This is a genomic window from Streptomyces sp. NPDC018964 (genome assembly GCF_044390325.1).
In the GTDB taxonomy this organism is placed as follows: domain Bacteria; phylum Actinomycetota; class Actinomycetes; order Streptomycetales; family Streptomycetaceae; genus Streptomyces.
Map to the genome: position 1 here is coordinate 249,673 of NZ_JBIRYZ010000002.1, position 13,222 is coordinate 262,894.

The following is a 13,222-nucleotide window of genomic DNA, read 5'->3' on the forward strand; positions in this document are numbered from 1 at the left end:
CTCGTCCGTCCACCCACACTTTTTTGTTTGTTTGATTCTGGGGGGGGGGGGGGGGGCCCCGCGGCCCCCCCCCCCGGGCGGGGGGGGGGCCCCCCCCGGGGGGGCCCCCCCCCCCCGCCCCCCGTTCCCCCGTTCCCCCGTTCCCCCGTTCCCCGCTCCCCCCGTCTCCCGGAGCGGGAGCCGGTCAGATGCCCTCCGGCTCCGGAAGCGTTCCGGCCTTCGCTGCACGCGCGTACCACAGGGCGCTGGACTTCGGGGTCCGCTGCTGGGTCACGTAGTCGACGTACACCGCGCCGAAGCGCTTGTCGTAGCCGTACGCCCACTCGAAGTTGTCCATCAGGGACCACAGGAAGTAGCCGCGCACGTCCGCGCCGTCGGCGATGGCCCGGTGCACCGCCGAGAGGTGGCCGTGCAGGTAGGCGACGCGCTCCGGGTCGTGGACCGTGCCGTCGGCGGCCGGCTTGTCGTCGTAGGCCGCGCCGTTCTCGGTGATGTAGATCGGCAGACCGGGCGCCTCACGGTGGTAGCGCATGATCAGCTCGTGCAGGCCGGTCGGGTCGACGGACCAGCCCATCTCGGTCAGCTCGCCCGGCGACTGGTGGAAGGCGACGTCGTCCGCGGCGGGCCACGGCGAGTGCTCGCTCGACCCGTGGCCGTCGGCCCGCGGGCCCTTGTCGTCCGGGTCCGCCGCCGAGACCAGGGTGGGCGTGTAGTAGTTGAGGCCGAGCGCGTCCAGCGGCTGGTGGATCAGGTCCAGGTCACCGTCCTCGATGTACGACCAGTCGGTGAGCGACGAGGTCGCCTCCAGCAGGGTCTCCGGGTAGGCGCCGTGCAGGATCGGGCCGTGGAAGATGCCGCCGGACAGGTCGTCGATCTTGCGCGCCGCCGCCACGTCCGCCGGGTCGCCCGGCGAGAGCGGCCGGACCACCGAGGTGTTGAGGCTGAGCGCGACGGTGTTGCGGGCCGGCATCACCGAACGCAGCGCCTTGGTGCCCAGGCCGTGCGCCAGGTTGAGGTGGTGGGCGGCCCTCAGCGCGGCCACCGGGTCGGTGCGGCCGGGGGCGTGCACACCGGAGGCGTAGCCCAGGAAGGCGCTGCACCAGGGCTCGTTGAGCGTGATCCAGTTCTCCACGCGGTCGCCGAGCGCCTCGCCCATGATCTGCGCGTACTCGGCGAAGCGGTAGGCGGTGTCGCGCTCCGGCCAGCCGCCCGCGTCCTCCAACTCCTGCGGCAGGTCCCAGTGGTAGAGGGTGACGGCCGGCTTGATGCCCTTCTCCAGCAGCTCGTCGACCAGCTTGCGGTAGAAGTCCAGGCCGCGCTGCACGGCCGGGCCGCGGCCGGTGGGCTGCACCCGCGACCAGGAGACGGAGAACCGGTAGGCGTTCAGGTTGAGGTCCGCCATCATCGCCACGTCGTCGCGGTAGCGGTGGTAGTGGTCGTTGGCGACGTCACCGGTCTCGCCGCCGGCCGTCTTGCCCGGCGTATGGCTGAAGGTGTCCCAGATGGAAGGCGTACGCCCGTCCTCCCGCACCGCTCCCTCGATCTGGTACGCGGAGGTCGCGGCGCCCCAGAGGAAGGCGGGAGGGAAGGTCACCGGGGTCGCCGGCGTTGCGGAGTCAGACATGGAAGCGCTCCCATAGGAGGTCGTGGAAGACCGACGGGTACGGAAAGAGGGGGGAGGGGCCGAGGCGGCGGTGACCCGGCCCCCAGGGGTACGAACGTGCAGCGGGCGTCAGCCCTTGACGGCACCCTGCATGATGCCGCCCACGATCTGCTTGCCGAAGATCGTGAAGACCAGCAGCAGGGGCAGCGTACTCAGCAGCGCACCCGCCATGATCAGGGACTGGTCCGGGGTGTATCCGCGGCCGAGGCCCGCCACCGCCACCTGCACGGTCGGACTGCCGGTCTGGGTCAGCACCAGGAACGGCCACAGGAAGTCGTTCCAGGTCTGCACGAACATCAGCATGCCCAGCACCGCCATCGCCGGCCGCGCGGCCGGGAACACCACGTGCCACACGACGCGCCAGCTGCTCGCGCCGTCCACCCGGGCGGCCTCGATGACCTCGTCCGGCAGCGCCTGGAGCAGGTACTGCCGCATGAAGAACACGCCGAACGCGCTCACCAGCGACGGGAAGATGACCGCCTGGAGCTGGTCGGACCAGTCGAGCTTGGCGACCATCATGTACAGCGGGATGATGCTGAGCTGCGGCGGCACCATCATCGTGCCGATCACGATCAGCATCAGCGCGTTGCGGCCCTTGAACCGCAGCTTGGCGAAGGCGAACCCGGCGATCGTCGACAGCACGACGATGGTCACCGCCGAGATGCCCGCCACGATCGTGGTGTTGAGGAAGGCCTCACCGAGGTTGGCGTCCTTCCAGGCGATCTCCAGGTTCTTGAACAGGTTGGAACCGAACCAGAGCGGCGGCGGGTTCTGCGCCAGCCGCTGGTTGTCACGGGAGGCGGCGATCGCGGTCCACACCAGCGGGAACAGCGACACGATCGTGAACACGATCAGGATCGCGTACGCGATCGGACCGCCGTGCAGCGTTCCGCCGGCCCGCGCGGACTTCGGCAGGCGCGGGCGCCTGGACTCCTTGGCGGTCGTGGTCTCGGGGGGCGTCACAGTCGTCGTCACGGCCACAACTCCTTAACTGCTGGCGCGCAGCCGGCGCGAGATGAGCTGGTTGATGATGCCGATGACGATCAGGATCGCGAACATCGCCCAGGCGATCGCCGAGGCACGGCCCAGGTGCTGGTTGACCCAGCCCTGCTCGTACAGGTACAGGCCGAGCGTCTGGAACTGGTGCTCCGCGCCGCCGGACGCGCCCTTGTTGGCGTCGAACAGCAGCGGCTCGCCGAAGACCTGGCTGGCACCGATGGTGGAGACCACCACGGTGAACAGGATCGTCGGACGCAGCGAGGGCAGCGTCACGTGGATGAACTGCTTCCAGCGGCTGGCGCCGTCCAGCGCCGCCGACTCGTACAGGTCCTGCGGGATCGCCTGCATCGCGGCCAGGTAGATCAGCGCGTTGTAGCCGGTCCAGCGCCAGATGATGATCGAGGAGACGGCGAACTGCGAGGGCCACTTGTCGCCCTGCCAGTCGACCGGGTCGATCCCGACGAGGTCGAGACCCCAGTTGATCATGCCGTAGTCGTAGCCGAAGAGCAGCACGAAGACCAGGGAGGCGGAGGCGATCGAGGTGGCGTACGGCGCGAGCATCGCGACCCGGTAGAAGGTCGAGGCCCGCAGCTTGTAGTTGAGGACGTGGGCGATGCCCATCGCGATCAGCAGCTGCGGAACGGTTGAGATGATGCCGATGGTCAGGGTGTTCTGCGCCGCGTTCCAGAAGAAATCGTCGTCGAAGATCCGGGTGTAGTTCTTCAGCCCGACCCAGTTCATGTCGGTCGGGGCGGTCAGCTCCACCTGGTGCAGCGAGGCCCAGCCGGTGTAGATCAGCGGGAACAGGCCGAAGGCGAGGAAGAGCAGGAAGAACGGGGAGACGAACGCGTACGGGCTCCAGCGCATGTCGCGCTGCCAGCGCCGGGACAGCTTGGCCCGGCGTCGCTGCTCCTTGTCCATGGGCGCGGAGTCCTTGGACGGACGGCCCGGGGCCGCGCCCCCCTCCTTGGAGGGGAGCGCGGCGGTGTCGTGGCGGGTTGCCATCTCGGTCACTGGTCCAGGCTGTTGTCGATGGTCTTGGTGGCCGTCTCCCAGGCCTCCTTGGCGGACTTGCCCTTGGTCACCAGGATGACGCCGTTGTCCGTCAGACCCTGCTGGATGACCTGGTCCTTCGGGCCGATGACCTGGCTCGGGATCTGCTCGGCGGCCGCGGAGAAGATCTCACCGATCGGGGAGTCGCCGGTCATCTCGTTCTTCGCGCCGGTCACCTCGGGGCTGTCGTACGCGCCCGGGGTGCTCGGGAAGCTGCCCTGCACCTTGAACAGCTTCGCCTGCTGCTCGGGCGCGGTCAGCCAGGTCACCAGCTTCTGCGCCTCCTCGACGTTCTTGCCGCTCTTCGGCACGCCCAGGAAGGAACCGCCCCAGTTGCCGGACTTCGGCGCGACGGCCACGTCCCACTTGCCGGCGTCCTCCGGCTTGGCCTTGCCCTTGATGGTGCCGAGCATCCACGGCGGGCAGGCGACGGTGGCGAACTTGCTGTTGGCGATCGTCGTGTCCCAGGCCGGCTGGAACTGCGTCTGCGACTGGACCAGGCCCTTCTCGGCGGCCTCGGCGGTCAGGTCGAAGGCGTCCTTGACGGCCGGGTTGGTCTTGTAGATGACCTTGCCGGAGGAGTCGTAGAACTTCTCCTCCTCGCTGCTGAGGACGGCGTTGAGCAGGCCGCCGGGGGAGTCCATGAAGAAGGTCTCGTCGCCGGCCTTCTTCTTGTACTTCTCACCGGTCTCGATGAACTTGTTCCAGTCACCGGCCCACAGCTTGCCGACTTCCTCGCGGTCGGTCGGCAGGCCGGCCTTCTCGAAGAGGTCCTTGCGGTAACAGATGGCCATCGGGCCGATGTCGGTGCCGAGACCGACGGTCTGGCCGTCCTTGGTGGTGGCCTGCGCCCACTTCCAGTCGAGCCAGTTCTTCTTGTCGACACCCTCGACCTTGGACATGTCCACGAACTTGTCCGCCTGGGTGCCGACGATCTCGGCGATGTTGGCGATCTCGATGGCCTGGACGTCCATCAGGCCGCTGTTGGTGGTGAGGTGGTTCAGCAGAGCGGGGTAGTAGTTCTCGTTCCGCTCGACGACCGTCTGCTCGATCTTGATGTCCGGGTTCAGCTTCTCGTACTCGGCGTAGAGACCGGCCTCCTGGAAGCCCATGGTGCCGAACAGGCCCATCGTGATCTTGGTCTTGCCCTCGCTGTCGGTCGAGGAACCGTCGCCGTCGCTACCGCCGTCGTCGGCACAGCCGGCCAGCAGCCCGGTGCCCAGCGACACCACGGCCGCGATGGCCAGCGCCTTACGGGCGATGGGCTTCCCCCCGCCCGACCGCTGACGGGAGAGGGGGAGGGTACGTGCTCGCATTGCGTCCTCCTGTTGCCCTGACGTGCCGACCCCCCGGCCAACGGCATTGTTGGGCCCGTATCTTGACTCGCTGCGGCTCGGGCGGGGAACGTGCGGGTTGTGTATGTGTCAGGTACTGTGGGAGCGCTCCCACAAGTGATGTGTTGAAGAGTCGCGGGTCGGAGCGGGGGTGTCAAGGGAACAGACGCGGCAAAGTGCCTTCAGTTATCTGCCTGTTAACTTGACGCCGCGCGCCCGCCCCCGGAAGCCCGGAGTCCGCCGAAGGCGGTCGCGGCGGTGGTCGTCCTCACTGGCGGGACTGTTACATTCCAGGCCAGCGTGACATACGACGGAAGGCGGGTCCGATGGCAAGCCACGGAGCGCGGAGCCGGAGCGGCGGTCGGCCCACCCTCGAAGAGGTGGCCGCGCGCGCCGGTGTCGGCCGCGGCACGGTCTCCCGGGTGATCAACGGTTCGCCCCGGGTGAGCGACGCCACGCGCGCCGCCGTGGAGGCCGCGGTCGCCGAGCTCGGTTACGTCCCGAACACGGCGGCCCGCGCCCTGGCCGCCAACCGCACGGACGCCATCGCCCTCGTCGTGCCCGAACCGGAGACCCGGTTCTTCGCCGAGCCGTACTTCTCCGACATGCTCCGGGGCGTCGGCGCGGCGCTCTCCGACACCCAGATGCAGCTGCTGCTGATCTTCGCGGGCAGCGACCGGGAACGGCAGCGGCTCGCCGAGTACCTCGCCGCCCACCGGGTGGACGGGGTGCTGCTGGTCTCGGTGCACGCCGACGACCCGCTGCCCGACATGCTGTCCCGGCTGGAGATCCCGGCCGTGATCAGCGGCCCCCGCTCGGCCGCGGAGACGCTCGCCTCCGTGGACTCGGACAACTACGGCGGCGCCCGCCAGGCCGTCGAGCACCTCATCGACGGGGGCCGGCGCACCATAGCCCACATCACCGGCCGCCTCGACGTGTACGGCGCCCAGCGGCGCGTCGACGGCTACCGCGACGCCCTGCGCGACGCGGGCCACGAGGCGGACGAGCTGCTGATCGAACCGGGCGACTTCTCCGAGGACGGCGGCCGGCACGCGATGGCGGCCCTGCTGGAGCGCCGCCCCGACCTGGACGCCGTCTTCGCCGCCTCGGACGTCACCGCGGCCGGTGCCCGGCACGCCCTGCGCGACGCGGGCCGCCGCATCCCCGACGACGTGGCCCTGGTCGGCTACGACGACTCCGCCATCGCCCGCCACATGGACCCGCCGCTGACCAGTGTGCGCCAGCCGATAGAGGAGATGGGCCGCGCGATGATCGACCTCCTCCTCGCGGAGGTCGCCGACCGTCGCCCGCCGGTGTCCCGGGAACTGGGGCGGCGCCAGATGGTCCTGGCGACGGAACTGGTGGCCCGCGCCTCCTCGTGACGCCTCAGTGCTCCGTGCCGTCGGGGTCCGGGGCCTTCAGGACCGCCTCGGCGTGCAGCGTGGAGGCGGCGACGCTGCGCCATGTCCCGCGCTCCCACCACCGGGGGTCGGTGGCCTGCTCGTACTCCCTGCGCAGACCGGCCGGGACCAGGCCCAGGCGCCGGTCCGGCAGCGGTCTGCCGTTGGCCCCGGCCCAGGCGCTGATCTCCTCGAAGTCGTCCGCCGGCGACCCCTCGACCGCGTAGACGGGGAGGCGGTCCTCGGTGAGCACGGTGCGGGGCAGGGAGAGGCCGAGGCGCTTCTCGAAGACGGCCAGTCCGCGGCGCCTGCGTTCGTCGTGGTCGTAGTCGCCGGTGTCCTGGTACGTGTCCCCGTCGGGGTGCAGGATCCCGGCGGCCACCAGGTCCGGCAGGAACAGGTCGGGCTCCTCGCCCCAGCGGATCCGCTCCTCGCACAGCCCGTACCCGCAGACGGTGCGGCCGTCGCGCGCGTACAGGACGGTGGTGGGCGGGTGCTCCGAGTTGTAGTGGTGGTGGACGGCCTCCACGCCGTCGCGCGAGACCTCCTCCAGCCGGTCGAGGTAGCAGCCGTAGAGGACGGCGAACGCCCAGCCCGCGTGCTCGCCGACGCGGACCACGGCACTGTCCGGTCCGTCGTAGGAGTCGACCTCGAGGCCGGCGATCTCGGCGTCGGTCATCGGCCCGGCGGCCGCTCCGCGCCGCGCCCCCATGCGGACCGCCAGCTCCTCGGCGTCGATGCCGCGCGCGAAGTGCACGTCGAACATCCACCCGGAACTCGTCACCGCGCCGGCCATCCACTGCACACCGTCGCTCACGTGCCCTCCCCTACGGCGACGAGCAGGCCCCTCGCCTGCCCACCGACGACCTTAGGGCGGCCCACTGACATCCCGGTGGCGGAAACGAGTTCAGCCGGTGACCTCGACGCGAGGTCACCGGCTGAACCGATGAGGGTGAGTGACGGGACTCGAACCCGCGGCATCCTGGACCACAACCAGGTGCTCTACCAGCTGAGCTACACCCACCATGGCCTTGTCGGTCGAGGTCAGTGACTTCTCCGACCGGCCGAGAAAAAGTGTACAGGGTCCGAAGGGGTGCTCGCGCACGCTTTCCGCGGCGGCCCCCGACGACCCCCCGATCCGCCTACTGAGCAGGCAGGACGTGCTTCGCGGCGATCTTCTTCGCGGTGTCCGAGTCGGGCCCCGGCTGCGGTACGAAGACGGCCTCGCGGTAGTAGCGCAGCTCCGCGATGGACTCGCGGATGTCGGCGAGGGCGCGGTGGTTGCCGTTCTTCTCGGGGCTGTTGAAGTACGCCTTCGGGAACCAGCGGCGGGCCAGCTCCTTGATGCTGGACACGTCCACGATGCGGTAGTGGAGGTAGTCCTCGAGGGTCGGCATGTCCCGCAGCAGGAAACCGCGGTCGGTGCCGACGGAGTTGCCGCACAGGGGTGCCTTGCCGGGCTCCTTGACGTGTTCCCTCACATAGTCGAGGACCTGCCGCTCGGCCTCCTCGAGCGTCGTGCCGCCCTCCAGCTCGGCGAGCAGCCCGGACGCGGTGTGCATCTCCCGCACCACCTCCGGCATCGTCTCCAGGGCCCGCTGCGGCGGGCGGATGACGATGTCCACGCCCTCGCCGAGCACGTTCAGCTCCGAGTCGGTGACGAGGGCGGCCACTTCGATGAGCGCGTCGTTCGACAGCGAGAGGCCGGTCATCTCGCAGTCGATCCACACCATGCGATCGTTCATGTGTCTAACCTTACGGGGCCCCGCGCCGTGCGGGACCGGGTGGTGAAGCGCGGGTTTCCGCGCTGCGCCGGTGCGGGGGCCGGTGCCGGTTCCGGTGCGGACGCCACGGGGCCGGGCGGGTGCACGGACACGGCGAACGGGCCGGAGGCCGATGCCTCCGGCCCGTCGGCCGTCGCCGTCACCTCACGGCGCGCCGCGCTGGCCCGGGAGGGCCGAGGCCGTCAGGGACGGCCCCAGGGCGCTCGCCGCCGCCGTGCGGCGGGACTGGTGCGGGAGCGGGCTGTCCGGGGACAGGACGGGCGGCGCCTGGACGGCGGCGTGGCCCGGCTGGCCCGGTGGGAGGGCTCCCACGGTGCTCGGGGTGCCCTCGGTGTCCTGGTTCCGGTCGGCCTGCGGGCGCCGCGCGCGGTACGCGGCCCGGTAGGCGGCCGGGGACGAACCCAGCTGGCGCCGGAAGTGGCCGCGCAGCGCCACCGGCGAGCGGAACCCGCAGCGGCCGGCGACCTCGTCCACCGAGTAGTCCGACGTCTCCAGCAGGCGCTGCGCCTGGAGCACCCGCTGCGTGATCAGCCACTGCAGCGGCGCGCTGCCGGTCAGCGAGCGGAAGCGGCGGTCGAACGTACGACGGCTCATGTACGCGCGTGCCGCCAGGGTCTCCACGTCGAACTGTTCGTGGAGGTGCTCCAGCGCCCAGGCGACGACCTCGGCGAGCGGGTCGGCGCCGATCTCCTCCGGTAAAGACCTGTCCAGGTAGCGTTCCTGGCCTCCGCTGCGGCGTGGCGGCACCACCAGGCGGCGGGCCAGCGCGCCGGCCGCCTCGTTGCCGTGATCGGTGCGCACGATGTGCAGGCACAGGTCGATTCCGGCCGCGGTGCCCGCGGACGTCAGCACGTCGCCGTCGTCCACGAAGAGCTCCCGTGGATCGACGTGCACCGACGGATAGCGTTTCGCCAGCGTCGGCGCGTACATCCAGTGCGTGGTCGCGGGACGGCCGTCCAGCAGGCCCGCCGCCGCGAGGACGAAGGCGCCGGTGCACAGCCCGACGATGCGGGCGCCCTCCTCGTGGGCCCGGCGCAGTGCGTCCAGGGCCTCCTCCGGCGGTGGCGAGGTGATCGAACGCCAGGCCGGCACCACGACGGTGCCCGCCCGGGATATCGCCTCCAGGCCATGTGGCGCGGTGAGTTCCAGGCCCCCTGTGGTCCGCAGCGGGCCCTCCTCGCCTCCGCATACGAGCAAGCGGTAGCGCGGTACGCCGGCGTCCTGGCGGTCAACCCCGAACACCGACAGCGGTATGGAACTCTCGAAGATGGGGCCGCCGCTGAACAGCAGCACCGCGACGATCTCCTTGCGGCGGCGCCCGGAGAGTTTCCGGGCCGCGGTTTCCGGCGCGGCAGTGGAGTCGTGGCTCATACTGCTAAGCCCCCCTCGGTGGTCGCGGCTCCTCGGTTGTGTCGCTCCTGCACGTTTCCCCTCGGTCCTGCACGAGTCCCCCGCCGTAAGACATCAAGATCGAATCTACTGCGTCCCGTCGCGCGCCGGTGGCCGGTTCGCCACCCGGCACATTGTCGACTTGGCACCTTGGCGTGAAGCATTCGATCACGAAGCGTTGCACTCGTGGGCCGTGCGGGGAAGTGCGCCTTGTCGCAGTGGCCAATCCACGTAGGGTGCGCAGGGTCCGTTGGACCCTTTCCGCGCAGGTCGAACGGGGGTCGCGAGGTGGGTGCGGCGGGGGAAGCACACAAGCCGGAAGTTGGCTGAAAAGATACGTGCGGGGGCGCGGAAACCGGTCAGTTGACCGGTGTGCTCGCGCGGTGTGCCGCCAGTATGCCGCCGGTGCGCCCCCGGTTCCGCCGGTGTCCCCCGCCCCGCCCCTGCTCCGGCTCCGCTCCGGTCCCCTCCGGCCCGCCCTGGCCGGCCCCGCAAGGGCTCCGGCCCTCCCGGACGGTAGCCGGCACGACGAGCCCTGTGACGCGGGTCACGCACCTCGGCGCGCGGTCGGACCGCCGGGCGCCGCGGATCCGTGGCGGGCCCTCGCAACGGCGGGTGAACCCCGCGCAAACCACCTGTACGGGGCAGCGACCATTGCGTGACGGGCGGACCCTCGTGCATGCTCCGGGGAACCCGTCTGCCGGTGCGCGCGGGATCTGGGCTCAGGAGGCGTGCCGCCGTACCCTGGAGGGTATGGGGTTGGGAAGATACTTCCCGGACACAGCTCCGCCGCCCACTGTCGTCCCCCACAAAGGATCACCACCCCGAGACAGCCATGGCCGGTCACGAATTCTTCGAACCCGCGGACCGCAAGCGGCCGGTCGCCGATCCCACGGCGGCCGAACCCCTGGCGGCGGAGGAGTCGCGTCATCCCTGCGACCCCGCGTTCCGGCACGGTGTCGTCGTCGGCTTCGACGGCTCCACCTCCAGTGAACGGGCCCTCGCGTACGCAATCGGCATGGCGCGGCGTCTCGGTTCGGGCCTGATCATCGTTCACGTCGCCAACCGGCTGCCCACGACGGTGTGGGCGGGGTGCGAGCCCCCGGTCTTCGTGGACGTCCCCGATCACCGCACGGAGGTGCTCGGGCTCGAACTCGCCTGTGCGGACTACCTGACCGAGGTGTCGTGGATCCTCGTCGAGCGTGGTGGGGACATCTGCCATGAACTCGAAGAGGTGGGGCGGGAGTACGCCGCCGACGCGATCGTCGTGGGTTCCACCCACGGGCTCGTGGGGCGGATCTTCGGGTCCGTCGCCGGGAGGCTGGCGAAGCGGGCGCGGCGGCCGGTCGTCGTCATTCCGTAAGCCGTTCACGGGCCCCGTGCGTGGGGTGGCAGCACACGGAGCCCGTCCTGTGATTCGGCCTGTGCGGGCGCGTGGAGGCTTGTCGCGCGGTTCCCCGCGCCCCTGGAAGACGCGCGGTTCCCCGCCCCCCCCCGAAAGCCCTCTACTCGACCGTCACCGACTTGGCCAGGTTCCTCGGCTTGTCGATGTCCCTGCCCAGGGCCAGGGCCGTGTGGTAGGCGAGGAGTTGGAGGGGGATGCCCATGAGGATGGGGTCGAGCTCGTCCTCGTTCTTGGGGACGAGGATCGTGTGGTCGGCCTTCTCCTGCTCCTGGTGGGCGACGGCCACGATCTGGCCGCTGCGGGCCTTGATCTCCTCCATGGCCGCTCGGTTCTTCTCCAGCAGGTCGTCGTCCGGGACGATCGCGACCGTGGGGAGGGCCGGCTCGATCAGGGCCAGCGGGCCGTGCTTCAGCTCGGAGGCCGGGTACGCCTCGGCGTGGATGTAGGAGACCTCCTTGAGCTTCAGGGAGGCCTCACGGGCCACCGGGTAGCCCCGGACACGGCCGATGAAGAGCATCGAGCGGGCCTCCGCGTACCGCAGGGCCAGCTTCTTGATCTCCTCCTCCTGCTTCATGATCTCGGCGATCTGGCCCGGGAGCCTGCGCAGGCCCTCGATGATCCGCTTGCCGTCGCGCACCGACAGGTCACGGGTGCGGCCCAGGTGCAGGGCGAGCAGGGCGAAGGCGACCGTGGTGTTGGTGAAGCACTTGGTGGACACCACGCAGACCTCGGGCCCGGCGTGCACGTAGACGCCGCCGTCCGCCTCGCGGGCGATCGCGGAGCCGACGACGTTGACCACGCCCAGCACCCGCGCGCCCTTGCGCTTCAGCTCCTGCACGGCCGCCAGCACGTCGTACGTCTCACCGGACTGGGAGACCGCCACGTACAGGGTGTCGGGGTCCACGACCGCGTTGCGGTAGCGGAACTCGGAGGCCGGCTCGGCGTCGGCGGGGATCCGGGCCAGCTCCTCGATCATCTGCGCGCCGATCATGCCGGCGTGGTACGAGGTGCCGCAGCCGAGGATCTTCACCCGGCGGATCCGGCGCGCCTCGCGGGCGTCCAGGTTGAGGCCGCCCAGGTGCACGGTGGAGAAGCGGTCGTCGATCCGGCCGCGCAGCACGCGGTCCACGGCCTCCGCCTGCTCGTGGATCTCCTTGTGCATGTAGGTGTCGTGGCCGCCCATGTCGTACGAGGCCGCCTCCCACTCCACGGTGGTCGGCTCGGAGGTCGTACGGGTGCCCTCGGTGGTGTAGGTGCGGAAGTCGTCGGCCTTCAGCGTCGCCATCTCGCCGTCGTCCAGGGTGACGATCTGGCGGGTGTGGGCGACCAGCGCGGCGATGTCGGAGGCGACGAACATCTCCTTCTCGCCGATGCCGAGGACGACCGGCGAGCCGTTGCGGGCCACCACGATGCGGTCCGGGAAGTCGGCGTGCAGCACGGCGATGCCGTACGTGCCCTCGATGAGGCGCACGGTCTCGCGGACCTTGTCCTCCAGCTTCTCAGCCGTCGAGCGGGCGATCAGGTGGACGAGGACCTCGGTGTCCGTCTCGGAGAGGAACTCGACGCCGTCCGCCTCCAGCTTGCGGCGCAGGTCGGAGGCGTTGTCGATGATGCCGTTGTGGACGACGGCGACCTTGCCCTCGGCGTCCAGGTGCGGGTGGGCGTTCACGTCGGAGGGGGCGCCGTGGGTGGCCCAGCGGGTGTGGGCGATGCCGGTGGTGCCCTTGAAGCGTGCCGGGACCTTGGCCTCCAGGTCGCGCACCCGGCCCTTGGCCTTGACCGTCTTCAGACCGGCCGCCTTCGGGGAGGTGACGGCGATGCCCGCCGAGTCGTAGCCGCGGTACTCCAGGCGCTGGAGGCCCTCCAGCAGTAGGGGAGCGACCTCACGCCTGCCGATGTATCCGACGATTCCGCACATATGTGTATTCCTAGCCGTAGACGATGCGGCGCAGTTGCCGGAGCGAGAGCTCGGGCGGGGCCACCGCGCGGTATCTGAGGTCCGCCTCGATCCGTTCGAAGATCGTCGCGTTCACCAGGCCCTGGGCCTGGAGCTCGCGGTGGCGGCGACGGACGTACTCCTCGGTCGTCTCGTCGAAGTAGGCGAGCACGTCCTGGACCACGCGCAGTGCCTCGCCCCGGCTGAGGGGCGTGGACCGCGTCAGATGATCAACAAGTTCGTCGTGCACCCGATGATC

Annotated in this window: 11 protein-coding genes and 1 tRNA gene; 2 read left to right on the forward strand and 10 right to left on the reverse strand. The window is 70.3% G+C overall.

Annotated features, from left to right (window positions below):
- Window positions 1-184: 184 nt before the first annotated feature.
- From ACH5AO_RS03930 to ACH5AO_RS03945, 4 genes are all read right to left on the reverse strand, one after another.
- Complete coding sequence (locus ACH5AO_RS03930) at window positions 185-1,624, reverse strand: GH1 family beta-glucosidase (RefSeq protein ID WP_398921481.1); 1,440 nt, start codon at window positions 1,622-1,624, stop codon at window positions 185-187.
- Window positions 1,625-1,732: 108 nt separating this feature from the next.
- Window positions 1,733-2,638, reverse strand: a complete 906-nt coding sequence (locus ACH5AO_RS03935; RefSeq protein WP_398921483.1) for a carbohydrate ABC transporter permease — start codon at window positions 2,636-2,638, stop codon at window positions 1,733-1,735.
- Between the two features lie 12 nt (window positions 2,639-2,650).
- On the reverse strand, window positions 2,651-3,667 hold the full coding sequence (locus tag ACH5AO_RS03940; protein WP_398921992.1) for a carbohydrate ABC transporter permease: 1,017 nt from the start codon (window positions 3,665-3,667) through the stop codon (window positions 2,651-2,653).
- Between the two features lie 5 nt (window positions 3,668-3,672).
- On the reverse strand, window positions 3,673-5,031 hold the full coding sequence (locus ACH5AO_RS03945; protein ID WP_398921485.1) for an ABC transporter substrate-binding protein: 1,359 nt from the start codon (window positions 5,029-5,031) through the stop codon (window positions 3,673-3,675).
- A 344-nt stretch (window positions 5,032-5,375) separates the two neighbouring features.
- On the opposite strand from ACH5AO_RS03945, the gene ACH5AO_RS03950 reads away from it, so the two are divergent.
- The gene (locus tag ACH5AO_RS03950) at window positions 5,376-6,431 is read left to right on the forward strand and encodes a LacI family DNA-binding transcriptional regulator (RefSeq protein WP_398921487.1); all 1,056 of its coding nucleotides are present in this window, start codon (window positions 5,376-5,378) and stop codon (window positions 6,429-6,431) included.
- 4 nt (window positions 6,432-6,435) lie between these two features.
- Here ACH5AO_RS03950 and ACH5AO_RS03955 read toward each other — a convergent pair whose 3' ends face one another.
- The 4 genes from ACH5AO_RS03955 to ACH5AO_RS03970 all read right to left on the reverse strand — a co-directional run bounded on the left by ACH5AO_RS03955 (window position 6,436) and on the right by ACH5AO_RS03970 (window position 9,604).
- Complete coding sequence (locus ACH5AO_RS03955; protein WP_398921489.1) at window positions 6,436-7,266, reverse strand: DUF6461 domain-containing protein; 831 nt, start codon at window positions 7,264-7,266, stop codon at window positions 6,436-6,438.
- Between the two features lie 134 nt (window positions 7,267-7,400).
- Window positions 7,401-7,473 (reverse strand) — tRNA-His (locus ACH5AO_RS03960).
- 118 nt (window positions 7,474-7,591) lie between these two features.
- A complete protein-coding gene (gene orn / locus ACH5AO_RS03965; RefSeq protein WP_398921491.1) occupies window positions 7,592-8,194 on the reverse strand; it encodes an oligoribonuclease in 603 nt (200 codons plus the stop codon).
- A 183-nt stretch (window positions 8,195-8,377) separates the two neighbouring features.
- Window positions 8,378-9,604: a helix-turn-helix domain-containing protein gene (locus ACH5AO_RS03970; protein ID WP_398921493.1), complete on the reverse strand. Its 1,227-nt coding sequence runs from the start codon at window positions 9,602-9,604 to the stop codon at window positions 8,378-8,380.
- Between the two features lie 853 nt (window positions 9,605-10,457).
- Between ACH5AO_RS03970 and ACH5AO_RS03975 the strand changes: the two genes are divergently transcribed.
- On the forward strand, window positions 10,458-10,985 hold the full coding sequence (locus tag ACH5AO_RS03975) for a universal stress protein (RefSeq protein WP_398921494.1): 528 nt from the start codon (window positions 10,458-10,460) through the stop codon (window positions 10,983-10,985).
- Window positions 10,986-11,127: 142 nt separating this feature from the next.
- Here ACH5AO_RS03975 and glmS read toward each other — a convergent pair whose 3' ends face one another.
- Window positions 11,128-12,945, reverse strand: a complete 1,818-nt coding sequence (glmS, locus tag ACH5AO_RS03980; RefSeq protein ID WP_398921496.1) for a glutamine--fructose-6-phosphate transaminase (isomerizing) — start codon at window positions 12,943-12,945, stop codon at window positions 11,128-11,130.
- 10 nt (window positions 12,946-12,955) lie between these two features.
- Window positions 12,956-13,213: a hypothetical protein gene (locus ACH5AO_RS03985; protein ID WP_030217181.1), complete on the reverse strand. Its 258-nt coding sequence runs from the start codon at window positions 13,211-13,213 to the stop codon at window positions 12,956-12,958.
- Window positions 13,214-13,222: the final 9 nt, after the last annotated feature.

Bases quoted from the DNA above. Each gene is read 5' to 3' on its own strand.
- ACH5AO_RS03930 (WP_398921481.1), bottom strand. From the start codon at position 1,624: ATGTCTGACTCCGCAACGCCGGCGACCCCGGTGACCTTCCCTCCCGCC.
- ACH5AO_RS03940 (WP_398921992.1), bottom strand. From the start codon at position 3,667: ATGGCAACCCGCCACGACACCGCCGCGCTCCCCTCCAAGGAGGGGGGC.
- ACH5AO_RS03945 (WP_398921485.1), bottom strand. From the start codon at position 5,031: ATGCGAGCACGTACCCTCCCCCTCTCCCGTCAGCGGTCGGGCGGGGGG.
- ACH5AO_RS03950 (WP_398921487.1), top strand. From the start codon at position 5,376: ATGGCAAGCCACGGAGCGCGGAGCCGGAGCGGCGGTCGGCCCACCCTC.
- orn (WP_398921491.1), bottom strand. From the start codon at position 8,194: ATGAACGATCGCATGGTGTGGATCGACTGCGAGATGACCGGCCTCTCG.
- ACH5AO_RS03970 (WP_398921493.1), bottom strand. From the start codon at position 9,604: ATGAGCCACGACTCCACTGCCGCGCCGGAAACCGCGGCCCGGAAACTC.
- ACH5AO_RS03975 (WP_398921494.1), top strand. From the start codon at position 10,458: ATGGCCGGTCACGAATTCTTCGAACCCGCGGACCGCAAGCGGCCGGTC.
- glmS (WP_398921496.1), bottom strand. From the start codon at position 12,945: ATGTGCGGAATCGTCGGATACATCGGCAGGCGTGAGGTCGCTCCCCTA.